The following is a 24601-nucleotide window of genomic DNA, read 5'->3' as shown; positions in this document are numbered from 1 at the left end:
TAACACAGATAGCAGCAGGTATTTGGCTCCGTTCTTCTTGTTTTTCATTTTGCACCTCGTTTCTTTATCCGTTAGAATACGCTTATTGCGCAGTGCTGATCTTTACGCCAAACGCTTCCTCAATAACCGACGCATCAAAGTTTTTGGGAACATTGGGAAGAAGGTCTTTTTCAATTTTTCCTGCTTCGGCAAAGAAATTTGCCAGCAGCATGTAGCTGTCGCCCAAGGTGTAGCCGGACTGCTCGTAATCTTCCTTTGTGATATAATCGCGTACGGAGATTTCATCATCCATCATTTCGTCCGTATATACCAGACCGTTATCTTTGAAGAACTTCATGGAGAAGGTATGTCTTTCGTCTTTATCCTTCGCAAGTGCTTCGCAGGCTTTTTCGTAAACCTGAATAAATTTCACAACATCCGCTTTTCTGTCTTTGAGAACGCTTTTCCGTACGAGAATGCCGTCCTTCATTTTCATACCGGAGGCTTGTTCAAACGAAATGGCCCTCACTGCTCCGGCGGCTTCCGCCTGGAAGGAAAACGGAGGAGGAACGGAGATCGCGTCGCCCTCACCGGTCTTGAAGGCCTGAAGGGCCTGCGCAAATTCCATGGAAACCTGCTGGATATCCGTCTCTTTAAGGCCGAATTTCTGCGCGTAGTTTATCGTAACATACTGAGATACGGTTCCCAGAGACCCGAGCACTTTGATTCCCTTAATCGTATCCTTGGAACCTAAAACGTCCGGATTACCCTGCAGCTGTCCTTTTATCTTCGCGATCGGGCTGTCCTTTCTTACATAAAGTCCCATGCCACCTGCCGTATTTGACTCATAAACCAGCGTACTGATATCGTTCGCCATGGAAAACACCGCCGCGGTCCCCGCAACGCCGATATCAAGCTGCCCCGCAGAGAGAGACTCGTTCATCGGTGTGCCATTCTGGAACATAACAAATTTTACATTCAGCCCCGCATCCTTGAACCAGCCTTTTTCGTAAGCATACTGCGCCGGTACGTTTACGGTAAACGGCATCATTCCAACATTCAGCACCGCTCCGTCTGTTGCCGTTCCACTTGCGTTTGCAGCGGTGCCTGCGTCTGAAGCGGGGGTATTCGCCTGACATCCTGCAAAAACGCTGATTAACAATGCAGTTGATAAAATCGCCGAAACAATCCTTTTCATTAACAATTCCTCCTTGATTTTTAGTTGAGAAACTTAAAACGCCCCGATGTTCCAAACAAAATCCCGATAACCCGATTCACACTTCCTTCCCGATTTTATTATGTTTCAACAGGCTCCGGTCAAACAACAGAATTCCCCAAATTATCTGCCATTCTATTGAAATCCAGTGCTTGTTGTCACATTAATTTATCGTTTTCGATTATATTATATCGTAATTATATGTAATGTCAATATATTATTTCAATATATTTTAATTTATTGTCGAATATTATAAATTATTTGATATTTTTTTAATTTAATATTATTTTTTCGATATTTTATGGAATTTCTAATATTTTGAACAGTGGATCAGTCAACATGATCATCAGACTCTTGTAAAGGACTTGGAAACAAACGGGAGCAGGATAAAGGATCGGCAGGGAGGATTTCTCTCCCTGCCGATCCTTTATCAGTTAGTCTGTTCCCTGACGATGCAAGAACCCTTTGCTTTCCGTTCTCCCTGACAGTTTCGCAGGCGCATGCCGAGATTACCATAGCAAACGCAGAGCCGGCCTGTACCCAATATGTTCAATCGTCTAAATTCAAATTTCTTCTTATGGATCTGATTTAGCGCTGGCAAGAGGATAAGCTTTCCACTGCGGTTTTTTTGCCCCTGCTCTTTACTGCTTTCGTAAGTTCTCCAAACACTACGGGAAGAAACGCCACCAGGATGACAAAATCCCAATCCTGCCAGTTAAAAGGAACCACATTGAACACCGTACGCAGACCGGGCAGCAAGATTACAACCGCCATCAGTACAAATGAAACGATAGTGGCCAGATTCATGTAGCGGTTGCTGAAAATCCCGATTTTGAGCAGGGTGAATTTTTCCGAACGGCAGGTATAGGCACGCAGCAGCTCGCAGGTGGTAATAGTGACAAACGCATAGGTCCGCCCGGTTTCCAGATTGTAGAAATGCCATCCGAAATAAAAGGAGCCGAGAACCGCGGCAGTCATAACCAGACTTTGCACCACAATATTGATAATCATATTCCGGTTGATAATCGGCTCCTCCGGATTCCGGGGCGGGTCCTGCATGATTCCCGGTTCTTTCTTTTCCGTTCCGAGCGCCAGCGCGGGAAAAGCGTCCGTTACAAGGTTGACCCATAAAAGATGAATCGGAAGAAGAGGAATCGGCCACTGGAACAGCATCGAAAGGAACACGATCAGGATTTCACCGATATTGCAGGACATCAGGAAAAACACGAATTTACGGATGTTGCTGTAAATGACACGCCCCTCTTCCACGGCGCTGACGATGCTGGCGAAGTTGTCGTCCGTCAGGATCATATCCGCGGTCTCCTTGGCGACGTCCGTTCCGGTGATTCCCATCGCGATGCCGATATCGGCGCGCTTGAGTGCCGGCGCATCGTTCACGCCGTCCCCGGTCATCGCTGCGATTCCGCCATTGTCCCGTACCGCCTGTACAATACGGACCTTATGCTCCGGGGAAACGCGGGCAAATACTCCGACCGTCTTCACCGCTTCCTTTAACTCGGCGTCGTCCATCCCGCTCAGCTCCGCCCCGGTGAGAACCTGGTCGTCGGATGCAACGATCCCCAGCTTTTTTGCCACCGCCGCGGCCGTGTCCCGGTAGTCCCCGGTAATCATCACAGCGCGGATGCCGGCCGACTTGCAGACCTTGATCGCCTGAATCGCTTCCACCCTCGGCGGATCGATCATACCGACCAGCCCGGTAAAGACCATGTCCTTTTCATCTGCCTGAGGCGTTGGATGATCAGGGATTTTCTCCATCGGCTTAAAGGACATGCCCAGCACCCGCAGCGCACTCCGCGCCAGCCTGCGGTTCTCGTCCAAGATCTCCTTCCGGTCCCCCTCGGTCATCTCTTCGATCCGGCCATCACGGCGCATGATACGGCTGCAAAGGCCGACCAGAATATCCGGCGCGCCCTTCGTATACGCGACAACGCGCCCTTCCCCGTCCCGGTGAAATGTCGTCATCAGCTTTCGACCGGAGTCAAACGGGATTTCCTGCAGGCGCGGGTGCGCGGTGTTCATAGACCCGCGATTTTTCCCGGCCTTCGCGGCCGCTACGACCAACGCTCCCTCCGTCGGATCTCCGAGAATCTTCCACTGGTCCTTCTCCTCCGGGCAGCATTCTTTTTCCAGCGAGGCGTCGTTGCACAGCACCCCGATCTCCAGTAAGCGTGAGACCGCCGGCTCCGTGGACAGCTCCATCTCCTGCTCTCCGATCAGGAATCCGCCCTGGGGCGTATAACCCTCGCCGGTAACGTCAATCTCCGCGCCCGGGACGAACATCTTGACGATGGTCATCTGATTCTGCGTCAGCGTACCCGTCTTGTCCGAACAGATCACCGTCGTGCTGCCCAACGTCTCCACCGCGTGAAGCTTTTTCATGATCGCGTGATGCTTCACCATCCGCTGCATCCCCAGCGCCAGCACGATTGTCACCACCGCCGGCAGCCCCTCCGGGATCGCCGCGACCGCAAGGCTCACCGCTGTCATGAACATGCTCAGAAGCTGTTCTCCGCGCAGCAATCCCATTACAAAAACCAGCGCACAGATAGCCAGGCATCCCGTTCCGAGAAACTTTCCCATCTGCGCAAGCTTTTTCTGCAGCGGAGTGGCTTCCTCCTCCGCGTCCTGGATCATTCCGGCGATCCCGCCGATCACGGTGTTCATGCCCGTGGCCGTCACAACGCCCTTCCCGCGGCCGTATGTCACGATTGTGCTCATAAACCCGCGGTTCACCTGGTCTCCCAGAGCGACCTCGCCCTCCAGAAGAGCTGAAGCGTCCTTATCCACCGGTACGGATTCCCCCGTGAGCGCGGACTCGTCCGCCTTCAGGTTCACGGATTCCGTGATCCTCACGTCCGCCGGTATGTAATCTCCCGTCTCCAGGACCACCAGATCGCCCGGAACCAGTTCCTGTGCGGGGACCGTTTTCAAGCATCCTTCCCGGATCACCTTTGCGTTCGGCGCCGACATTTTCTTGAGTGCCTCCAGCGCCTTTCCTGCCCTGTACTCCTGAAATACGCCGAGACACGCGTTTACAATCACGATCCCGATGATTACAATCGAATCCGTGATCTCCCCGACCGCGATCGAAACGATGCTCGCGATGATCAGGATGATCACAAGGTAATCCTTGAACTGTTCCAGAAGCATTTCAAAGATTGTCGTTCCCGATTTCTGAGCCAGCTCATTGGGACCGTATTTTTCCCGCAGCGACCCGACCTGTTCGGTCCGGAGCCCATTCTCCTTGTCCGTATAAAGTACCTTGCAGGTTTCCTGGATACTTTCGCTGTACCACAATTTTTCTGCCATAACCGTTTTGCTCCTCCCGTTCGCAGGCGTAAATTTCTCCATCTGTTTTTACAAAGCAAAGCCCGCCCTCCGTTTCCTCCTCCGCTGCTGCAGCTGAGTGGAAGTCTGCCGATCTTCCGGCGGCAGATCCAAGAGGACAGGCCTTTCATAACATTTGTAACCGTGTGCAGTCAGTGCTGTTTATTTTTTCTTCTCCAGTCCGAGTTCCTTCAGCAGGGGAGAGAAGTCATCGCGCATTTTGTCCAGATCAGTTTTCAGCTCATCGCCGGTTTCATACTTCAGATAATTGTAATCGCCCGTCTTCTGTACGATCTTAATAAATTCGGGGTCCTCCATGGTCTGTTTAAAAGCGTCGTGAATTTTCTGAACAACGTCGTCCGGCAGGCCGGCAGGTCCGCTGATTCCTTTGTTAACCTGTACAACCACTTCGTAGCCGCATTCCTTGGCAGTCGGAACATCCGGATAATCAACAAGCTTTTCATCGCTGAAAACCGCCAGCATGCGCAGTTTTCCGCCTTTGAGCTGCTCGCTGATTTCCGTGGGATGAAGCACGCTGACGTCGATGTGATTGCCAAGCAGTGAAGTCGTCGCTTCGGAGGTACCGCCGCCGAACGGGATTTCATTGGTTTTGATTCCCGCCGTTTTGGTAAATCTCTGCCATGCCATATGATTGGTTCCGCCGGGCACGCCTGCTCCGGCTTTCAGCTTTCCGGGATTTTCCTTGCAGTAATTCACCAGGTCCTCAAGGGTCTTCCACTGGGAATCCGCATTCACGACTATCGCCATAGGAAGAGATTCGATGCCGATAATATGTTTTACATCCTTGACCGGATCATAAGGGGCTCCCTGCACGATGGGAGTCGTGGTAAAGTTGCCGGAAGAGGTGATCAGCAGAGTATATCCGTCCGGCTTGGATTTCAGAACATAATCCGTCCCGATCGTGCCGCTTCCGCCCGGCCTGTTTTCCACCATTACGGTCGCTCCGATATACTTATTCACCACAGAGGCAAGCGCACGGCCGAGAACATCCGACGAGCCGCCCGCCGCGAACTGGTTGATAAGGGTAATCGTCTTTTTCGGGTAATCGCTGTTTGCTGTCGTTTTGGAATCCGCCGCGGTGCTGTTCGCCCCGCCGCCGGACTGGGATTTGGGCTGGCTCTGGCAGCCGCCTAAAAGCGGAGCCGTCATCAGAGCGACCGCAAGCAAGCCACAGACTGTCTTTTTAATAGATAACATTTTCAATTCCTCCCTAATCTTTTACTATGAAATCCGGCCGTAAGACGGCCTTTCCGCCTCATACGCCCGAATACATCGCCTTATGAACGACGGGCCGGATCAGTCCTCAGAAATAGAAACCTTATATTTCTTTTTCACCTGTCCGACAACGACCCAGATCAGCACAGCCAGGCAAACCAGATACATGGCGCCGGCGATCGGCCGCATAAAGAGAGAAGCAAAGTCGCCGCTCGCAACCAGCAGCGACTGGCGCAGGCCCTTTTCAAATACATTGCCAAGAACAAACCCAACAATAATGGGAGCCGGTGAGATATTTACAATCTTCAGAATGTAGCCGATCACACCGAAAATCATCAGAATCAGGAGATCAAAGGTACTGTTGTTTACGCTGTATGTACCAATCATCATGACGGCGACAACAATCGGCATCAGGACCTCCGGTCTGACCTTGGTGAGAGACGCGAACACTCCGACCAGGGGGAGGTTCAGGATCAGGAGCATAACATTGCCGATATACATGCTGGCTACAATCAGCCAGAACAGGTCGGCGTGCCCGCTGATGAACGTGGGTCCGGGCGCCACACCCTGCAGCATAAAGCCGCTGAGCAGAACAGCCGTAGCGGGCGCGAACGGAATTCCGAGCGCCAGCAGGGGGATCATCGTGCCGGAAGCGGCAGCGTTGTTGGCGGATTCGGGACCTGCTACGCCTTCAATCGCTCCGTGTCCGAATTCCTCCTTATGCTTGGAGAAGTTTTTCTCCATCTTATAGGAAACCAGCGACGAAATAACCGCGGCGGGGCCGGGTATCAGACCGATCGGGAAACCGATCGCGGTGCCGCGCAGAATGGGAACGACCGACCGTTTCAGTTCTTTTTTCGTGGGATACAGATCCCTGAATTTTACCTTGATGAGTTCCCCGACCTTGTAGGGTTCTACCGCGACAGAGAACACTTCCGCCATACCGAAAAGGCCCATAATGACCGGAAGCATCTCAATTCCTTTGGATAGATCCAGGATATCGAAGGACAGACGGTTGATTCCGGATATCGGGTCGATTCCGATCGTCGTGATTATCATGCCCAGAATAAACATTCCAAGGGAAACCAGAAACGACCCTCCGGTCAGATTGCTGAGCAGGAGCATTCCGAGTACGGAAATCGAGAGATATTCCTGAGGGCCGAAGGATAGGGCAAAATTTCCAAGCGGCGGCGCAAAGATCATCAGCAGGACAACCCCCACCGTGCCCGCAATGAACGAACCGATGGCAGAAACGGCAAGGGCGGCTCCCGCGCGTCCTTTCTTTGCCATTTCATGTCCGTCAATCGCCGTAACCATTGAGGCGGATTCCCCCGGTACGTTCAGCAGAATAGAAGTGGTGGAACCGCCGTACATAGAGCCGTAAAAGATTCCCGAAAGCAGGATCAGGCTCGTACTGGTATCCAGCCCGAAGCTAAACGGCAGCAGAAGCGCCGTCGCCCCGACAGGGCCGATTCCCGGCAATACCCCGACGACGGTTCCCACAAACACGCCGGCAAAACAGGCGATCAGGTTCTGAAGCGTAAGCGCCGACATAAATCCGGTACCTAATTGGTTCAATATATCCATATTTATCAACTCTTCTCCATAAAAGCTCTTGAGCCATATTTAAATGAAACTAATCAATCCCTGCGGCAGCGGTACCTGCAGCACCATTGCAAACAGACAGTAAAAGAAAACGGATGTGATCAGGCCCAAAACAGTGGATTTCCACCACTGTTTAAGCCCTGATATTTTGGACAACAGCAGGACCAAAACAAAAACGGAAATCAGTGAACCGAGAAAATCGAACATGGGCAGGAACGCAAAGCAGACAAGCACATAAAGTCCCAGCCGGATCAGGCTGGTCTTATCCTCGCCGTTCCCTTCCTTCTTTTCCAGCTTCTGCCGGAAAGCCTGTACGGTCAGACAGGACGACAGAACCGTACCGACCACCCCCAGAAAAACGGGGACGAAGCCCGGGCCCGGAGTGGAAAAATCGCCCACCTCAAGCTGCATGCACAGGATCGTATAAACAATGCAGAAAACATTAAAGGCAACGAAGAATATGCGTTTTGACAGGGTCATCATATTCACCTCTTTTACAGAAGACTTCGGGTTTCTTTCTCAGGCATTTTGCCATTTCGGGTGCCGGTAGACTTCAGGGTTGCATACGTTTGGCCACTTTTTCCCTCTCAGAACAGCCAGCGTCCCTTCCACAGCCATCAAAACTGTTTTTTCCGTCGTTTCCTGCGTCTGTGCCGCCATATGCGGTGTAAGAATCACGTTGGGCAGCTGCATGAGCGGGTGGTCAGGCTTCATTGGTTCGTCCGCCAACACATCCAGTCCGGCTCCGGCTATCTCATGATTCGTCAGAGCCTCGATCATATCCGGCTCGTTGACGATGTCTCCCCGCGCGCAGTTCAGGAAAAACGCGGTCTTTTTCATCGCCGCAAACTGTTTCCGGGCGAACATTCCGCGTGTGGCGGGCAGGGACGGCATATGGGTGGATACGAAATCACCCTGTCCGACCGCCTCAAGCATATCGTCAGAGTAAGAATAATTCAGCGCGGCCACATCTTCCTTTTTGATGTACGGGTCATAGACGCAGACCTTCATCCCGACCGCGCTGCACAGCCAGGCAGCTTCCCGGCCGATGTTTCCGAAGCCTAAAACCGTTATGGTCTTTCCGGCCAGCTCTACCGCGGCGTATTTACTGCGTATCGAGAAATTTCCTTTCCGTGTTTCTTCCACGCTTTCGAGCAGATTTTTGCTGAGGGCAAAAACGAGAGCCAGCGTATGCTCCGCCACCGCATGGGAATTCGCGGCCGGACAAATGACAACGGGAATCCCATGCTCGGTAGCCGCGGCAACATCCACGGAATCCACCCCCACTCCCGGGCGGGTAATCACCTTCAGCTTCGGGCAGGCCCCGATCGCTTTCCGGTCGATCTTCCCGATCCTTAAAATATAAGCGTCCGCCTGTTTCAGCTGTTCGATGATTTCGTCACTGTTTCCGTTATCGGGGATAATCAGGTTCGCTTTTCCGGCAAGGGCATCCATGCCGGGTTGATAAAGTGCGTGCGACAATACAATGGTATCCAAAGCCTTAACACTCCTTCCGGAACGGTTACAGATTCTTCTTGAATTCTTCGTATTTCCGATTGATTTCTTTTGTCTTTTCGATTATCTTCTGTTCCTCCTGCGGAAGGATGGAATCCTGCGGCCAGATCACCCGCTCATCAGTAAACCCAAGCTGCGACAGCGCAAATTTATTGGCAGAGGTGGCGTTCTTCGTCATGCCGAGAATTTCAGAGGTTTCGCGCAGCAATCCATCGTATTGCATCGCCAGACCGATATTTTTGGAGCGGCCCGCTTCGTACGCCTTCACAAACAGCTCGGTGAACAGCGGAGCGATGGAGGGGACGAATCCGTCCGCACCCAGCAGCATGCTCGGCATCGCGTAAGCGGTCGTGCCCTGAAGCACGGCAAAATCCTTATCCCTGAAATAATCCAGACACTTCATGAATTCCTTAAAATCACCCGAACTGTCCTTCAGCCCGACCACATGGTCGATCTGGGAGATACGGATGATGGTGTCTGCCGACAGCTTTAAGCCCGTAAACATCGGAATGTTATAAATCATCAGATCAATCGACGTTTCCTTCGCTATCTTCTCAAAATGGCGCACTGTTTCATCCTGAGAAGTATGGCGGGCATAAAAAATCGAAGTGACCACCGCGCATGTTCCGCCCATCTGCTCAAGGCTCTTGATATTATCGATCACGCGACGGGTGCTGGTATCCATCACGCCCGCCATGACCGGGACTCTGCCGTTCGTCCGTTTCAGCACAACATCGATGGCATGGTCTCTTTCCTTCTGTGTAAGGGCCATCGTCTCCCCGTTGCTTCCGGCCACAAACAGCCCGTGCAGGCCGCCGTCAATACAGTGGTCAATCAGTCTGCCGAAGCCTTCCTCATCAACGTTTTCCTTTTCATCCACCGGCGTAATGATCGGCGGAATGACTCCGTAATACTTTTTATTCATCGATTTACTCCTCCATCGTTTTGAATCTCTATTTTATGAGAGCCGTTTACAGGGCCGGCCCTTTCCCGGTCAGCCGTACGGCGTATTCGATTGCGTTGATCAGGCTCAGTTCGCTCGCGGTCCCCTTGCCCGCCTGGTCGAAAGCCGTCCCGTGATCCACAGAGGTCCGGATAATCGGCAGGCCAAGGGTGATATTCACCCCGCTGACGGAGTTCCATTTCCCGGCGTCCCGGTCGTAAACAAAGCCCAGGACCTTCAGCGGGATATGGCCCTGGTCGTGGTACATCACCACCACAATGTCGTACCATCCGCCCCGTGCCTTGGAAAACACCGTGTCCGGCGGGAGGGGCCCGTCGGCGTTAATCCCTTCTGAAACGGCCTGACGGATCGCCGGAAGAATTTCTTCTGTTTCCTCGCTGCCAAACATCCCGTTTTCCCCGGCGTGGGGGTTCAGACCGGCTACGGCAATCCGCGGTTTTTCGATTCCGAATTTCCGGCAGGCGTTGTCCGCCAGCCTGATCACACGGTAGACCCGGTCCTTTTTCACCCGGTCGCAGGCGGTGCGCAGCGACACATGAGTGGACACGTGCGCGACGCGCAAATCGCCGTCCGCCAGCATCATGGCGTAGTCCCGGGTGCCCGTGAGCTCCGCGTAGATTTCCGTATGCCCGGAATAGTGGAAGCCCGCAAGGTTCATGGCTTCCTTGTTCAGAGGGTTGGTAACGGTCGCGTCCACCTCATGGGACAGGGCGAGCTCAATGACCTTTTTGACGCACTCGAACGCCGCTTTGCCTGACATGGCGGAAACCTTGCCGTATTTTAGTTTTTCTGTTTGCACATTATTTAAATCGTAAACATCCATCGTACCGAACCGGAAACAGGAATCCTCCACCCTTGAAACGGGATGGACGGCGATTTGTCCGGCGCCGACAAGACCGGCCGCCTTTTTCATCACTTCGGCGTCCCCGATGATGACGGGGCGGCAGATGCTATACAGCTTTTCATGCATAAGGGCTTTTACCGTAATTTCCGGCCCGATTCCGGACGGGTCGCCCATGGTAATTCCCAAAATCGGAAGGCTGCTCATTTTTCTCCGTCCTTTCGTACTACAGCACCTGCCGATAGATGTTTCTGATATCGTCAAGGCTGAGTTTTTTCCGGTTATTGTTCAGTAATCGGGTGACCTGGCTGCCCGCGGCTACCAAAAACTCAAGGTCCTCTGCCGGAACCCCAAAGCTGCCGAGCGTTTTCGGAATTTCCGTAAACCTGCAGATCTCTTCGATCAGATCAATGAGATGCCTTGCCTTCCGGGTCGTTTCTCCCGAAAAGTCCGGCTCCACGGCCTCACAGATATCCGCAAGCCGGTCTGCACAGTCCAGAAGGTTGCAGTTCATGACCGGGGCAAGCAGGATGGCGTTGGATACGCCGTGTGCGATATGATACGTCCCCCCCAGCGGATAGGACAGCGCGTGAACCGCAGTCGTACCGGAAGAGGTAATCGCCACTCCCCCATAGAATGCCCCAACCAGCATATCGGCTTTCGCTTCGCTGTCGTCCGGGTCCGAATAGGCTCTGCGGATACTGCCGAAAATCAGCCTTGCTCCTTCCAGAGCAAACGCATCGCTGAAGCGGTTCGCCTTGTTGGAGGTGTAGCATTCCACACAATGTGACAGCGCATCGATGCCGCTGGACGCAATAATTTTGCGGGGCAGCTTCGCAATCAGGTCGGGGTCGAGTATTACATAGTCGGGAATCATCCCGTCGTTTACAATGCCGACCTTCAGCTTTTCCTCAGGAACCGCCACGATGGCATTGCAGGTCGCTTCCGAACCGGTTCCGCAGGTCGTCGGCACCATGACCGTCCGGATTTTTTTTACTGCGAGCGACGGGTCCTTTACCAGATCGCCGACCCGGTATTCAGAGCCTTTCAGCATGGACACCAGCTTTGCCGCGTCCATTGTACTTCCGCCGCCCACCGCGATAATCAGGTCGCAGTGCATGTCCTGTGTCTCATCGATCACCTTCTGCACGTCATCCACGCTCGGTTCCGGAACCAGATCATCGATGACCCGGTATTTTACTCCGCACTGATCCAGAACCTTCAGGGCGAAATCCGTCACTCCGGAATCGCGGACTCCTTTGTCAGTAAAAACCAGAACCTCCTTCGCGTTCTCCGCAGCGATTATCTCCGAAAGCTTATGTACACTGCCCACCCCTCCATATATGCAGGACGGCATTTTGATTTTGTAATTAACCACCGTAAAGTCTCCTTCCATTTTCGTGCCGGTTATCGTCAAGGTAATTAATGACCTGGATCAGGGCATCTCCGTTGCCAAACCCGCCGGATTTCGTGATAATCATCATTCCGTCGGCTTCTCCTCCTGCCATCCGTCCAACCGGAATTCCCGCCGCAATCTCATCGCACAGTTCAATTCCTTTTGAACGAAACGCCTTGCATATCTGCAAGGAGGTATCTCCCCCGGTTGACACCACGGCGCGAAGTCGGATTTTTCGGTATATTTTTTCCACTGTTTCCCCCAGCGCCGCGGCGATATTCACCGCCTCAGGGTCTTTGTTCTCCGGTTTTGGCTTTTCCTGTGTCGCGGAAAACAAGCTGCTTACCGCCAGAAGAATCAGTCTATGACCTTCTTCTGCCATCTGAAGAATTTTATCCGTGCATCTTGTAATTTCCTCGCTGTATGACCGGCCGCCGTTTTCGACCTTGGAGACATCAATTCTGACGATCGGTGCCAAAAAAGCTTCCGAAATCTGCTGAAGCTGAACGGCTGTTTCTTTCCTTCTGGAACCGGCGACTACAAGGACCGCGTCTTCGGATTTTTCACTTGTAACAAGTTCTCTCTGGAATCTTTTTTCGTTGCTGAGCTGTTTTGCAAAGCCGGCGCTTCCACAAAAAATCATTTTTCCGTCGATCGGTTTGGCAGCGTTTTTAATCGTTTCCAATTCCGCATCGGAAGTAGCGTCCGCAATGAAAATTTGAAAGCCTTCCTTCCGTTTCCGTTCCATCAGCTGTTTTAAGTTTTCCGGGCCTTTCCTGATTTCCTCCAAAGACAGCTTAAAAGTGGAGCGTTTCGAGCCTTCTCTGAAAATCTGTTCCACATTGATCCGATCATCCGGCGTTACCATAATTCCGTTGACAAGCTGCCTGCCGTTTTCAGGAAAGCTCGGCACAACGAGCGCCGTTCCGGCCCCCAGCGCGTCCATTACCGCGTCCAGTTCCACCGCGGGGTTTCCCCGAAGCAGGGAATCGATTTTTTTATAGACGTATTCCGTGGGGATACCGCTGATCTGTCTGGCAAGATTGTAAACACGGCTGTATGCTTCCTGTGGAGGCAGCTGCCGGCTGTTTACATTAATGGAAAGGGCATCATAGCGATTGCACCATTGCAGGGATTCGGCCTGCACATCGCTGTATTCCGTTTGAACCATTGTGGAAAATCCGTTTTTCTGAAACTGTACGCCGGTATCATTGGCGCCGGTTAAATCATCCGCAATAATGATAATCATATTTCATCAATCCTTTTTGCTTTCAGTACCCTATTGACTTTTAAATTTTGTAAAAAGTCGAATTCCTATTTGCTGCCCGTATATTCCTCCCACAATTAATTGATGCATTTTGAAACAGATCATTCGATATCATTTATTTTCTGTTTCAAATTATAGTATAATATATTTTAAATTGCAATAGTTTTTCATAAATAATGATAAAAAATCCAGATACAAGTTTCAAATTGCATCTGGATTTTTTATGAGGACCGGAAAGCTAACTTAAATTCGTTTCATTTTTTACTATTCTCTTCGCTCCATTCATTTTTCATACGTCTCCAGATCGTAGTGCGGCTGACCCCAAGCCGGTTGGATACACGTGTTAGATTTCCGTTTTCTTCATTCAACACATTTCGGATGATATCCTGTATCTGTTCATCTAAAGTTTTATCCGGTACCTTCTTGTGTCCTGGCTGCAGACCGTCTTCCGATTTCAACACTTTGGAGACGCTTTCCGCACTGATATAAGGCTCTTCGGCTTCCATAACCAGCTTGAAAACAATCCGCTGCAGCTGGTCAAGGTTGGTTACCCAATGGAAATCCGTCAGAAGCTTCAATCCCCCATCGTCAACGGCAACAATTTGTTTTCCGTACTGGGAATTGGCAAGATTAATATAATTGCCCGTCAGGTCCCTCATATCCCCGCTTCTTTCCCGCAGGCTGGGAAGATGGATCCGGTATTCGCCGACCCGCTTGCCAAGCTCTTCCAAAAGAGTACCGGCTACCATCATCGTCTCCGGGGATTCGCATACGGACGCTAAAAGCAAATGCGTACGGGTAAAATCCGGAGCAGCCAGCATTTCCAGTAAAAGCCGCTGGTCCTGAAGGCTCATCGCCTGAAGCTGTTTCAGATAGAGCGTGGAGAAAGGATCCGAATCAATCAGGGCGCGGCTGTTTTTCAGACTGTCGCTGTCCGCGATTTCGCCGTCGATGGCAATAAAGGGATGCTGACGGTTAACGCCCATGGAATGAATCATTTTTGCAAGAGCATCTTTCCCCGTTCCGATTTCTCCGGCAATGAGGATCGGAACGCAGAGCTTGCTGAATTTTTGTACCTCTTCATAGGTTTCCCTGAGATAGGTACTGTTTCTGCCAAATACCGTGATGGAAAAATCTGCGGTATTTTGAACGTTTTCGGCAGTGACCCCTTTCATCTCCGATTTCTGATTGATACATTTCGAGAGATAAAACACGGCATACGGATGATTCCCGCCGGCGTAAATCCTCGTCCCGGTTTCATTCCAGTAATGGCCGCCCAAATCCAACAGCGCATGCTGTTCTCCGGAGCTCAGCACGATTTTTGAGTATTCGGCTAATTCAGCCGCCATTTTTCCGGCAGCTTCTTCCGGCAACTTCTGAAACACGATATTGCCCGTACAATCGAAGACGGCGCAGTACTGGGGAATCTGGCGGAGCGTTTCCGTAAGAAGCTCTGTTTTCAGGTTGTATTTCTGGATATACTCATAGATCTTTAAAGCATCGTTGAAAGCTTTTTTAACGCTTTCCTCACCTGATGTCAATAAGATTGCGTTAAAGCTCATTTCTTTGGCTTTTTCCGCCGTAATGGTGTCGCCCACAATAACAAGGTAATCTCTCCGCCGCAGTTCGGACAGCAATCCCGGCAGTTCCCTGGAATTGTCAATTGTAAAAATATCGATTCCGCTTCTCAGAAGGGTTTTGATCGCCTGAGCGCCTTCCGTAATGCTGTGGTATCCCACTATGGCCGCTTTGCCGGAAAAGTTATGTGTAAGCGCTATTACACGCATATAATCGTAACCTGAAATATCAATACTGATAACCGGAATGGAGACCGCTTCCTGTATCATTTCGGCCGTACCGCCTCTGGAGATAATCATTTGATATCCGTCCCGCTGCGCACGCACAGCAGCCTCTACGCCCTGATCAAGGTTGCCGACCTCCGTTCTGATATCAAACATCGGATATTGTTTGGCTATATTGAAAATCAATTCACTGAGCCCTTCATAAGGGACTACAATGAATACTTTTATTTTCGGCATTCGCCTTCATCCTTCCCTATTGCTATATTCCAATTGCGTAAGCCGTCGTTTTGTAGTTACATTATAACACAGGCTTATGCGTAATCAAGTAATATTGATTAAATTTGCAACAGTTCTTTAAGGCCCTTTCGATCTGAAAGCCGGGTGCTTTCTATATATGTACAGTTTTCGTGCTGTTGTCTACTTGATAATTCTAATAATCATAGATTTCTACAAAAATTCATACAGCTCTGTCGGTAAGTTAACAAGTTGATATCCCCTTCCTGTTTCGGTTAAAACGTAACCTGACTGATTAGTTTTCAGGCAGCTCCTTTCTTTGTACTAATTCCCCTTTCCCCCGCATAATTATTTACCAATCGGAATCGTTTGGAGGGTGGAACAGTGAAAGGTATTGTTGAGGAGCGCGCCGTCGAGCTCGGCGAGTACATAATTAAGAACAGAACCACCGTGCGCGGCGCAGCAAAAAAATTTGGTGTCAGCAAGAGTACTGTACATAAGGATGTGGCGCAGCGTTTGAAATATGTCGATCCCCAGCTATACAGACAGGTTAAGCAAATCCTTGAGATCAACAAAGCGCAGCGTCACATCCGCGGCGGAATGGCCACAAGGCTGAAATACAAGAAAACATAATAAAGACCCGCATGCATGGAATTCAATTCCGTGCATGCGGGTCTTTATTTAAAAATCGGAGGAATCGCATAAATTTCCCATTATTACAAATAGTAACAGATGTATTGTTTTAGCCGGGAAGGTGAAAAAATGGAAAAGAAAAATGCAGACCAAAAGGAAGAGAAAGTTGCCTTTACCGGCAGGATCAGCGTCAACAAGAAACTGCTGCAGGGCATTTTTAAAAACGATGAAACACTGACTTTCAGGCCGGTCGAAAATCCGGCGTTCCCGTCCATAGGATTCTGCCTTGTTTATATCGATGGAATGGTCAATAACAAGCTGGTAAACGAGGACGTTATCAAGCCGCTGGTGGAGTACAGGCCGGGGCAGAAGGATGTTCTGTCACTGGATATCATCGCGAAGCAGGTAATGCTGTCCAACAGTGTGGAACGCACGTCGGACACGGACGAAATTCTTCAGGGAATCGTCTACGGGGACTGTATCCTGATGATGGACGGCTTTTCCGATTTTCTGATTCTGAATACGAAAGGCTGGGGCAGCCGATCTGTTTCAGAGCCTGAAAATGAAAAGGTGATCAGAGGGCCGCGCGAAGGATTCAACGAAGCGCTGATGATGAATCTTTCCATGCTTCGCAGGAAGCTGAGAACACCGGATCTGAAAATGGAATTCCTGCGCTTTGGAACAAGATCAAACACCAAAGCCTGCATCTGCTATCTGGACAAAATCGTCAATAAAGAAGTCCTTACGGAACTAAAGAAAAGGCTTCAGACTTTTACGATCGACGGTACTTTAGACGCAAACTATATCAACGAATTTATCAAAGACTCCCCGTACTCTCCCTTCAAAACGATCGGAAGCACGGAAAAGCCGGATATTGTCGCGGCAAAGCTCCTGGAAGGAAGGGTCGCTCTATTTTTGGACGGTACCCCAGTTGTTTTAACCGTTCCGTTCCTTTTCATCGAGAATTTTCAAAGCGACGAAGACTACTACCTCAACTATTTTTTTGCGTCCATCGGGCGCATGCTGCGATTAATCGCCTTCTTTGTCGCCACCAGTATTCCCGCGATTTACGTTGCCCTGACTACCTTTCACGACGAAATGCTTCCGCTCGCCATGACCATGAGTATTTCGGAGGCAAGGCAGGGCGTTCCGTTCCCCACCGTGCTGGAAGCGGTCTTAATGCTGATCGTATTTGAAATGCTCCGGGAATCCGGGGCCAGAATGCCCGGAATGATGGGACAGGCCCTCAGCATTGTCGGCGCGCTGGTCATCGGGCAGGCCGCCGTGGAAGCAAAGATCGTAAGCGCGCCGATGATTATCATCGTAGGAGTCACGGGAATCTCCGGCCTGATGATTCCCCGTGTAAAAGGAGCCACCATTATTCTGCGCTTTATCCTGCTTGCCATGGCGTCCATTCTCGGGCTGCACGGTTATATGTTCGGAGCACTGGGACTGTTGATCCATCTTTTCAATCTCAATTCTTTCGGCATTCCCATTATGAGCAGCGCTTATGAAAACACTTTACAGGATAAAAAAGATATCGCAGTCAGAGCCCCGTGGTGGTTTATGAAAAAAAGGCCCAAATACCTTTCCCCAAACGAAACGAGGGAAACTTCGAGGAGCGAGAAATGAAAACCGGTAAACGACTTTGCATCCTTCTGTTAATCGTGAGCATGCTCCTTTTAAACGGCTGCTGGAATTATCAGGAAATAGAGCGCCTTTCCATGGTCTCCGGCATCGCAATCGACAGAGGAACAGCGGGACATAAATATCATTTTACCTTTGAATTTTTGGACCTGTCCGAAGACCGTCCGGGTTCCAAGCTGCTGGAAACCGAAGGGAATACCGTGTTTGACGGAATCAGGAATGTGATCGGCAAGAGCCAGAAAAAACTGACGTTCAGCGAGTGTAAAGTGGTAGTAATCAGCAAAGACCTTGCTTCGGAGGGAATCGCTCCGCTTCTGGACTTTGTTTCCCGTGACGCCGAGCCGAGGCTGACATTGGTCCCCATGATTTCAGAAGAAAAAACAGCCGGAGAAATCCTTCAGCAAGAACCGGTAACCAACCACCTGATCTGTCTGGAAATCGATCAGATGCTGGTGCAGAATGTAGCCAGCCTCTCGAAAGCGCCCAGAGTCAAACTGTATCAGGCCAATAATATGCTTGCCGGAGAAGGCACCTCCCTGATTCTGCCATCCATCAAAATCGCAAAACAGCAGACGGCGACCACCGTCGAACTGTCCGGTTCAGCCATTTTCAAAAAGGACAAGCTGCTGGGTTTTCTGGATACCGATCAGTCCCAGCTGATGCTGTTCATCAAAAACCAGATAAAAGGGGGGCTGCTGCTGACAAGCCCCGATTCCGACGGCAGGAACGTCACCCTTGAGATAGAGGAGAGCGGAACAAAAATCACCCCCGTCATTGCCCAAAATCCTCCGGCATTCAGAATAGAAATCAAAACCGTATGTGCGCTCGGCGAAGACCAGACCAATAAGAGCCATATTACCGCAGAAAGAATTCAGCAGGTTGAAAAAAGCGCCAAAAGCGGATTGGAGACCAGCGTGTCCAAGCTGATAAAAACAGCCCAGGATCAATATAAATGCGATATTTTCGGATTCGGAAATCTGATTTATCAAAACGATCCCCAGCGATGGGAACAGGACAAACAAAAATGGGACGAAATATTTCGTACGATGAATGTCACTGTAACGGCAGATATTCAAATCAATAACACGGCAAAAGTTGGTGACTGATATGAGTTCTATGATTGTTTTTTTGATTCTTTACGCGATCCTGATCGTCTTCGACCTGATCCCGGTTTTAAAAAAAAGAGACAAAAAGGCTCTTTGGTTTTCCATTCCCGTCTACCTGATTACCCTGACGGCCAATATCATGCTGAGCTTCAGCGCTGATATTACGGGTTCGAATAAAATCATCAGCCAGATCATTTCATCTATTTTTCATTAGAGGTAAAAGATGAATCATAAGATAACGGAAAAACAGATTCAGGCCACGATCTTTATGTTTTGGATGGGCAGCATGGTGGTCGTCGGCATCAACCCGCAGGCCAAGCAGGACTCCTGGATCGCCGGCCTGTTTGCGGGAATTATGATGCTCCCCCTCCTTTTTCTGTATATCCGGCTGACGTCCCTGTACCCCGGAAAAAATTTATTCGAAATCCTGACGCAGATTTTCGGCAAGGTTTTCGGCCGGATCCTGATCCTGATCTATGTGGTTTTTTCCATTCAGCTTGGCGGAATCACATTAAAGATTTTTTCCACCTTCGTTCATATCCTGAACATGCCGGAAACGCCCGAACCCGCGATTCTGTTTTTTATTATCCTTTTATCTGTCTGGGCCGTAAAAAGCGGGCCGGAAAATATCGGCAGAATGTCAAAGTACACCTTTCCGATTCTCCTAATATCCGTCGCCGCCACGTTCATAATCGGCGCCAGGGATATGGATACCAGCAATCTAAAACCGATCATGAATACCGATCTGAAGACGCTGCTCGGCAGTGCTTTTTCCCTCTGCATTCTGCCCTTGGGCGAGGTCTTTCTCTGCCTCTCTTTTTTCTCTGCGCTCGAGCCGCAGGCGAAACCGTCCCGGTTTTTTTTCAAAGCCCTGATCATGACACTGGCGATCCTGATCACTGTCAATCTCAGAAATATTCTGATCCTGGGTTTTCCCTCTGCGAGCATGTTTTATTTTCCTTCCTATGAAACCGTCAGCATCATTTCCATAGGCGACTTTTTTTCCCGTACAGAGGTTCTGATCGGCATCAATCTGATGCTGGCGGGATTTATTAAGGTTGCCGTCTGCCTGTATTCCTCTTCTCTGGGTCTCGCCAAGCTGCTGAACGCAGCCGACCAAAAGCTCTATGTCGTTCCCTGCGCTCTGCTTATGGTTACCCTGGCCGGCATGCTTTACGAAAACACGGTGGAATGGAAGGACTGGGCGCCAATGTACGAGATTTACGCGATCCCCTTCCAGATCATGTTCCCCATTCTCATTCTGATCGGCGCGGAGATAAAAGCAAGAGCGGGACACCCAAAGACAAAAAATCCCCCCGCTGCAAACAACAAAGCGGGGGAATCCTGAAAATATTTATTTTACGGCGGCTTCCCGTTTCAGCACCGTCTTCGCGCTGACCGGAATGCTGATCACGTGGCTCAATGGCTTCCACACAAACAGGGCGATCCCAAAATCGATCATGCTGTGAACAATGGTGCCGACCCCAACCAGCAGAATCACGGACATAAAGTATCCGTTGGCATAATAATTTTTCGGCATATTGTTTCCAAAATAAAACAGCGTAACGACGGTCACTTCACTGACTGCGTGAATCAGCGCCAGAAGGAGCCCAAACATTGTGGATTTTCCAACGGAAGCGAGCATGTCCTCTTTTCTTTTCAGAATGAACGCGCCTGTCAGCGCAAAAAACAGATGGCTGAACGCGCGCAGTACAATCACGATTGGAAATCCGGCAAACAAAAAGCCAAACGATGTTCCGATGGAAACCGCAACGGCCACCGGCGGGGAAATAAACAGAGCGATAAAAATCGGCACATGGCTGGCAAGGGTAAAGGACGCAGGTTCCAAAATGATTTTCGGGGCGAACATCGGAATGACGATCCCAATGGCGCAAAGCAGCGCCGCAATGACCATACTGATTAATTTTGTTTCACGATTCCTCATAATATCCCTCTCTGACAATCCTCATATTTTATCTTTACACATGTCTTGACACCTGTAATTAGTATTGTAAAGAAGATTTTCGGATTTGTCAAGAGGATTTACCGGGAAAACAAAATTCCCTTTTCCTCCAAAGCGGCAAGAACCCTTTGATACGCGTCCTCCGACCGGCAGGAAATCGTATGCAGATGCACTCCGCCCGTCAGGTCGCACAAGGGCGACGCGTGGTCCTTCGACAGCTTTTCCAGAAAACAGTCGGCGTCGTAGCGGGAAAAAATATGCAGCTGGCCGGAAATCTGGCCGTAAACCGCATGCTCCACGATCACGTCGATCAGGCCGCAGCCGTTGTCCACAATCGTATACAGCTCTTCCGCAAGGTTTTCCCTGCTGTGCCTGCAGGCGATTGTCCGGATGATCTGCTCCCTGTCGCCGGCGCCGTCCGTCAGGATATAGCCCCGCGGCGTGGCAGAAATAGCGATGTTCGCCGCCCGCAGGAGCGCGACATCCCCCACGATAACCTGCCGGCTCACCTGGAATTGCCCGGCAATGGTACTGGCGCTGACAGGCTGTGCGCTTTTTTTCAGAATTTCAAGAATCTCCCGGCGCCTCTGCGCTGCATCCATCGGTATCCCCCCTTCCTGCTGTTTTTCAGTATTGTATCATTTTATCCGGCGGTTTTCCACCGTCCCCTTATTTTGTCCGGGGCGTTTCCCTCTTACGCTTCTTGCCAGAATCCTGTTTTTCAGTTTTACATAGACAAACAGCCCGCCCGCCAAAAACAGATACGCCAGTATTTTCTGCTGGGTGAAGATCCCGCCGCCGGAGAATATTCCCGGCATCAGCAAAGCCAGGACCTGAAGCAGAGTAAAAAACAGCAAAATATAGTTCAGGTTGGAGGAATCCAGCCTGTCCAGAAGGTCGCGCTGGGTGTCGAACACGCGCTGAAGCTGATTCTGGTTTCGTTCCAGACGCTGCAGCTGTTCGTTGATGCGGAACGCGTCCCGCAGCATGGCCAGCGATTTTTTGGAGGATGGGTAATTGACCTGAATATCCCAGAATTCTATCGTCCGGGAGTATTCATCGAAAATCTGATGTGTTCTGGAAAGGACCTCGTTCGGCGTAGGATCGCCGCCGGGCGAAAGAAATTCCACAATCTTCTCATTGGTCGAAACGATGGCGGATTCCTCAAACATCAGAAGCTCGATATAAAACTGGGTAATAGATTCAAATTCGATGCGGTCTGTAATTTCAAACGGAAACGTGTCCGATATCTGAATGAAAATATTGGAATAAGCGTACCCGTGGGCGTATTCATACTGCGCCATCCCATGCTCGTTCTCCACGATTTCCACAACGTCCCGGTCTATGACCCTGCCCATGTTTTCACCCTGCTGATAAATGGTCTCCATAAACAGCAGGGAAGCGAGCTCGTTGTTTTTAATCCGACCGCGCTGCCCGGGGATGGTGACAAACGCCTTCGGCGTACCCCTTTTCAGCACCTGATACCCGCGCTCAAGATATTCGTAAAAATTTTCGGTATCCCCGTTGTCCGTCTTAACCGTAAACTGGTTCCTGACAACGCTGTCCAGAAAATGGCTGAGCAGAAAGGGGCAGGAGAGGGACACCACCGACACAACGCCGCAGCTGCTCTGGCAGTCGACGGAAAGGATCAGGTCCACATAAGCGGGTTGGCCGATTTCGCCGCCCCCGGTCAGGTAAGTATCCGGCGTCGTCTCACCGGTAACGACGATTTTGATTTTTCCGAGGTAGTACCGCCGGATACGCTCCTTGAAGCCGCTGCCGTTTTTCGGGAAATCGTTTTGCTTTGGAACCCCCGATTCGAAATGCGTGCGGAAATCGAGCAGGTCCAAAAGCTGCGCCATGGTTTTATCGTATTTTCCCTGGCCCGCGTTTTCCAAAACGGAGAGGTCGCGGTACTCAATCGGAAAGCTCACATACACATCCGGAACGATGCTCCATTCCGACTGCCTGGTACGGAGCATTTCCCTGAGCAGGCCGTTATACAGAACCGGTCCGTCATAGGGGTGGGTCCGGTAATAAATAAAATAGTCCGTATTGCCTTCGGCGCGGGGCTCCTCCGTGTTGTTGGCAAGACAGATATATTTCTGATAGGCAACCAGCTGCTCCCGGGTCACCTGTGCGATGACCGCCCGGCAGCGCTCCGACGGTTTTTTGATAAAGCTGTAAACGGCGCTGTTTTTTTCCACCCGAAAGCCCTGTATTTCCGCCGGACGGTGCGGAATCTGCTTTTCGCCGAACACAGCGGAAAGCGTTTCCTCATTGGGAACCGCCAGAGAAAGCTGTTCCGCATTTTCCGCGCCGGAGCTTTCCAGCAGCGGATTTCCCTTGACCAGATAATAATCCCCGCTGATCCTGTCAATGCGAAACCCCAGCTTTTTGTAAATGCCAAGGGATTCCGGGTTGGAAATATCGCTCAGCAGGGAATGGTTCGGGCAGCTTTCGCGCACAAACTGAACCAGACGGGTAGCCAGCCCCGCACGCCTGTGCGCTTCGTCGACACCCAGCGAAAGAAGATAGGTAGTGCGGACCCCGCACTCCTCCGCTTTCAGCTGAAGAAATCTGCGGTCCGACATGGTGGACGGATGGGTCAGCTGAAAGCGGGACCTTCCGCTCGCCTCATACCCGAAAAACCGGGACATCTGCCGCGGATTGGACTTGTTCAGCCGGTCGTAATCGAAAAAAAGGACGAAAGCGATCAGGCGTCCGTCTTCCCGGATGCCATACGCCCCGTCTTCCGCGCCGCAGTAAGAGACGGCGTCCAGAAAATTTTTCTTCAGCTCCGATTTTCTTTCCTGTTCCTCCGGGATCATCTTTTGAAAATATAAATCATTGATAAAGCAGGAAACCGCCAGATCGGCGGCCTGTTCCCGGTCGGATTCGGAAATTTCAGTTATTTCCATGCGGATTCCTCCACTGTCACGAAATACTTTTCAAGTACGTGAACGGGGTGATAGGACAGCTTGGAGGTCCTGAGCCCCAGGTCGCCGATATCCTCCTCACGGTTAATATAAGTCACTCTCTCATCCGCCTCATGTACGGCAAACTCCTTTACCATTACCTGATAAGAGCCTTCATATTCCTTCAGCGCTTTTTCAATATGGACAAACAGGGTGTCCCCCACGATTTCCCCCACGGAGAAGGCAACGATTTTTCCCTCCACCTCGATAAAGCCGCCGCACAGTCCGAACCGCTCAAAATACGGGAGGATTTCCTTCGCCCGGAAGGATTCTTCTTTGGCGATGGGGTTGTCCTTGACGTGCTCCTGTGCATAGCTGCCGAAAAATTCGATCACTCTGTCAATATTTCCGTTTTCAATGGGAACATAGCGGTAATCGGGATACAGCTTTTTAAACTTATTGATATGGTTGCGCTGGCCGCTGAACCTTCTTCCGGCAAACGTCTGCATGTCGGAACACAGGTACAGATAGTCGAACCAGTCGCGGTTTTCCGTGTGGGTAATTCTGCCGCCGTATCTTTTTTCCAGTACGCCGAGCGCGTTCAGCGGCACCGTACAAAAATAAAGGGGGATGTCCTTTTCCCTTGCGTAATTTTCCAGCTGCGTCAGCGCACCGTCAACGGAGCCGGGGCCGACCGGGAAAGTAAACGCGACCGCCCCGTTCAGATATGTAACTTTGAAAAGCAACATATTTTCATAAATATCATACTCGCTGTAGAAAAATTTCCTCCACATAAAGATTCCTGCGATAGAATAGTCGCAGGTCCTGAACTGCTGGTACTCGAAATACTTGGATAAAGCCAAAATATTATCGGCTTCGATTGGTTTGAATGAAAGCATACATTCTCCTTAAATTATCTCTTTCTTTTGAG

At 50.6% G+C, this 24601-nt stretch carries 20 protein-coding genes; 5 read left to right on the top strand and 15 right to left on the bottom strand.

The features are described from left to right. Nucleotides 1-82 precede the first annotated feature (82 nt). The 11 genes from ACRQV7_RS03360 to ACRQV7_RS03310 form a co-directional block, all read right to left on the bottom strand. On the bottom strand, nucleotides 83-1177 hold the full coding sequence (locus ACRQV7_RS03360) for an ABC transporter substrate-binding protein (protein ID WP_275716294.1): 1095 nt from the start codon (nucleotides 1175-1177) through the stop codon (nucleotides 83-85). 606 nt (nucleotides 1178-1783) lie between these two features. Continuing rightward, on the bottom strand, nucleotides 1784-4525 hold the full coding sequence (locus ACRQV7_RS03355; protein WP_444659449.1) for a cation-translocating P-type ATPase: 2742 nt from the start codon (nucleotides 4523-4525) through the stop codon (nucleotides 1784-1786). A 180-nt stretch (nucleotides 4526-4705) separates the two neighbouring features. Further along, nucleotides 4706-5761 (bottom strand): tripartite tricarboxylate transporter substrate binding protein, encoded by a 1056-nt coding sequence (locus ACRQV7_RS03350; RefSeq protein WP_275716290.1) that lies wholly within the window; start codon nucleotides 5759-5761, stop codon nucleotides 4706-4708. A gap of 99 nt (nucleotides 5762-5860) precedes the next feature. Then, nucleotides 5861-7366, bottom strand: a complete 1506-nt coding sequence (locus tag ACRQV7_RS03345) for a tripartite tricarboxylate transporter permease (RefSeq protein WP_275716288.1) — start codon at nucleotides 7364-7366, stop codon at nucleotides 5861-5863. 39 nt (nucleotides 7367-7405) lie between these two features. Further along, nucleotides 7406-7867, bottom strand: coding sequence for a tripartite tricarboxylate transporter TctB family protein (locus ACRQV7_RS03340; RefSeq protein WP_275716286.1), 462 nt, complete (start codon nucleotides 7865-7867; stop codon nucleotides 7406-7408). Between the two features lie 36 nt (nucleotides 7868-7903). Continuing rightward, nucleotides 7904-8881, bottom strand: coding sequence for a hydroxyacid dehydrogenase (locus tag ACRQV7_RS03335; protein ID WP_444659448.1), 978 nt, complete (start codon nucleotides 8879-8881; stop codon nucleotides 7904-7906). Between the two features lie 25 nt (nucleotides 8882-8906). Further along, nucleotides 8907-9824 (bottom strand): dihydrodipicolinate synthase family protein, encoded by a 918-nt coding sequence (locus ACRQV7_RS03330; RefSeq protein WP_444659447.1) that lies wholly within the window; start codon nucleotides 9822-9824, stop codon nucleotides 8907-8909. A 46-nt stretch (nucleotides 9825-9870) separates the two neighbouring features. Beyond that, nucleotides 9871-10911 carry a 4-hydroxythreonine-4-phosphate dehydrogenase PdxA gene (gene pdxA, locus ACRQV7_RS03325; protein ID WP_444659446.1) on the bottom strand — a complete coding sequence of 347 codons (1041 nt, stop codon included), beginning with the start codon at nucleotides 10909-10911 and terminating at the stop codon, nucleotides 9871-9873. A gap of 19 nt (nucleotides 10912-10930) precedes the next feature. Beyond that, nucleotides 10931-12082, bottom strand: a complete 1152-nt coding sequence (locus tag ACRQV7_RS03320) for an iron-containing alcohol dehydrogenase (RefSeq protein ID WP_444659445.1) — start codon at nucleotides 12080-12082, stop codon at nucleotides 10931-10933. Further along, a complete protein-coding gene (locus tag ACRQV7_RS03315; protein WP_444659444.1) occupies nucleotides 12075-13349 on the bottom strand; it encodes a four-carbon acid sugar kinase family protein in 1275 nt (424 codons plus the stop codon). Before ACRQV7_RS03315 ends, ACRQV7_RS03320 begins: the two co-directional genes overlap by 8 nt. Nucleotides 13350-13621: 272 nt before the next feature. Further along, a complete protein-coding gene (locus ACRQV7_RS03310; RefSeq protein ID WP_275716277.1) occupies nucleotides 13622-15406 on the bottom strand; it encodes a sigma-54-dependent transcriptional regulator in 1785 nt (594 codons plus the stop codon). 381 nt (nucleotides 15407-15787) lie between these two features. Here ACRQV7_RS03310 and spoIIID point away from each other — a divergent pair, with 381 nt between their 5' ends. From spoIIID to ACRQV7_RS03285, 5 genes are all read left to right on the top strand, one after another. Next, nucleotides 15788-16036, top strand: a complete 249-nt coding sequence (gene spoIIID, locus ACRQV7_RS03305) for a sporulation transcriptional regulator SpoIIID (protein ID WP_038322728.1) — start codon at nucleotides 15788-15790, stop codon at nucleotides 16034-16036. A gap of 129 nt (nucleotides 16037-16165) precedes the next feature. Continuing rightward, a complete protein-coding gene (locus ACRQV7_RS03300) occupies nucleotides 16166-17668 on the top strand; it encodes a spore germination protein (RefSeq protein ID WP_444659443.1) in 1503 nt (500 codons plus the stop codon). Beyond that, complete coding sequence (locus ACRQV7_RS03295) at nucleotides 17665-18789, top strand: Ger(x)C family spore germination protein (protein ID WP_275716272.1); 1125 nt, start codon at nucleotides 17665-17667, stop codon at nucleotides 18787-18789. The genes ACRQV7_RS03300 and ACRQV7_RS03295 overlap by 4 nt, the downstream gene beginning before the upstream one ends. 1 nt (nucleotide 18790) lies before the next feature. Further along, on the top strand, nucleotides 18791-19003 hold the full coding sequence (locus ACRQV7_RS03290) for a hypothetical protein (protein WP_275716270.1): 213 nt from the start codon (nucleotides 18791-18793) through the stop codon (nucleotides 19001-19003). 9 nt (nucleotides 19004-19012) lie between these two features. After that, a complete protein-coding gene (locus ACRQV7_RS03285; RefSeq protein WP_444659441.1) occupies nucleotides 19013-20137 on the top strand; it encodes a GerAB/ArcD/ProY family transporter in 1125 nt (374 codons plus the stop codon). A gap of 6 nt (nucleotides 20138-20143) precedes the next feature. Here ACRQV7_RS03285 and ACRQV7_RS03280 read toward each other — a convergent pair whose 3' ends face one another. The 4 genes from ACRQV7_RS03280 to ACRQV7_RS03265 form a co-directional block, all read right to left on the bottom strand. Beyond that, nucleotides 20144-20734: a hypothetical protein gene (locus ACRQV7_RS03280; protein WP_444659440.1), complete on the bottom strand. Its 591-nt coding sequence runs from the start codon at nucleotides 20732-20734 to the stop codon at nucleotides 20144-20146. 98 nt (nucleotides 20735-20832) lie between these two features. Further along, nucleotides 20833-21354, bottom strand: coding sequence for a transcription repressor NadR (locus tag ACRQV7_RS03275; protein WP_444659439.1), 522 nt, complete (start codon nucleotides 21352-21354; stop codon nucleotides 20833-20835). Nucleotides 21355-21390: 36 nt separating this feature from the next. Next, nucleotides 21391-23673 carry a GNAT family N-acetyltransferase gene (locus ACRQV7_RS03270; RefSeq protein WP_444659438.1) on the bottom strand — a complete coding sequence of 761 codons (2283 nt, stop codon included), beginning with the start codon at nucleotides 23671-23673 and terminating at the stop codon, nucleotides 21391-21393. Then, nucleotides 23664-24569 carry a DUF2156 domain-containing protein gene (locus ACRQV7_RS03265; RefSeq protein WP_275716260.1) on the bottom strand — a complete coding sequence of 302 codons (906 nt, stop codon included), beginning with the start codon at nucleotides 24567-24569 and terminating at the stop codon, nucleotides 23664-23666. Before ACRQV7_RS03265 ends, ACRQV7_RS03270 begins: the two co-directional genes overlap by 10 nt. Between the last annotated feature and the right edge of the window lie 32 nt (nucleotides 24570-24601).

The organism is Caproiciproducens lactatisolvens, from assembly GCF_052443335.1.
In the GTDB taxonomy this organism is placed as follows: domain Bacteria; phylum Bacillota; class Clostridia; order Oscillospirales; family Acutalibacteraceae; genus Caproiciproducens.
This window is presented reverse-complemented; position numbering and strand designations above follow the sequence as displayed.

Excerpts from the sequence above, each read along its gene's own strand:
- ACRQV7_RS03360 (WP_275716294.1), bottom strand. The coding sequence starts at position 1,177 with ATGAAAAGGATTGTTTCGGCGATTTTATCAACTGCATTGTTAATCAGC.
- ACRQV7_RS03290 (WP_275716270.1), top strand. The coding sequence starts at position 18,791 with ATGAGTTCTATGATTGTTTTTTTGATTCTTTACGCGATCCTGATCGTC.
- ACRQV7_RS03330 (WP_444659447.1), bottom strand. The coding sequence starts at position 9,824 with ATGAATAAAAAGTATTACGGAGTCATTCCGCCGATCATTACGCCGGTG.
- ACRQV7_RS03275 (WP_444659439.1), bottom strand. The coding sequence starts at position 21,354 with ATGGATGCAGCGCAGAGGCGCCGGGAGATTCTTGAAATTCTGAAAAAA.
- pdxA (WP_444659446.1), bottom strand. The coding sequence starts at position 10,911 with ATGAGCAGCCTTCCGATTTTGGGAATTACCATGGGCGACCCGTCCGGA.
- ACRQV7_RS03345 (WP_275716288.1), bottom strand. The coding sequence starts at position 7,366 with ATGGATATATTGAACCAATTAGGTACCGGATTTATGTCGGCGCTTACG.
- ACRQV7_RS03285 (WP_444659441.1), top strand. The coding sequence starts at position 19,013 with ATGAATCATAAGATAACGGAAAAACAGATTCAGGCCACGATCTTTATG.
- ACRQV7_RS03310 (WP_275716277.1), bottom strand. The coding sequence starts at position 15,406 with ATGCCGAAAATAAAAGTATTCATTGTAGTCCCTTATGAAGGGCTCAGT.
- ACRQV7_RS03340 (WP_275716286.1), bottom strand. The coding sequence starts at position 7,867 with ATGATGACCCTGTCAAAACGCATATTCTTCGTTGCCTTTAATGTTTTC.
- ACRQV7_RS03265 (WP_275716260.1), bottom strand. The coding sequence starts at position 24,569 with ATGCTTTCATTCAAACCAATCGAAGCCGATAATATTTTGGCTTTATCC.
- ACRQV7_RS03355 (WP_444659449.1), bottom strand. The coding sequence starts at position 4,525 with ATGGCAGAAAAATTGTGGTACAGCGAAAGTATCCAGGAAACCTGCAAG.
- ACRQV7_RS03280 (WP_444659440.1), bottom strand. The coding sequence starts at position 20,734 with ATGAGGAATCGTGAAACAAAATTAATCAGTATGGTCATTGCGGCGCTG.
- ACRQV7_RS03315 (WP_444659444.1), bottom strand. The coding sequence starts at position 13,349 with ATGATTATCATTATTGCGGATGATTTAACCGGCGCCAATGATACCGGC.
- ACRQV7_RS03270 (WP_444659438.1), bottom strand. The coding sequence starts at position 23,673 with ATGGAAATAACTGAAATTTCCGAATCCGACCGGGAACAGGCCGCCGAT.
- ACRQV7_RS03300 (WP_444659443.1), top strand. The coding sequence starts at position 16,166 with ATGGAAAAGAAAAATGCAGACCAAAAGGAAGAGAAAGTTGCCTTTACC.
- ACRQV7_RS03350 (WP_275716290.1), bottom strand. The coding sequence starts at position 5,761 with ATGTTATCTATTAAAAAGACAGTCTGTGGCTTGCTTGCGGTCGCTCTG.
- ACRQV7_RS03295 (WP_275716272.1), top strand. The coding sequence starts at position 17,665 with ATGAAAACCGGTAAACGACTTTGCATCCTTCTGTTAATCGTGAGCATG.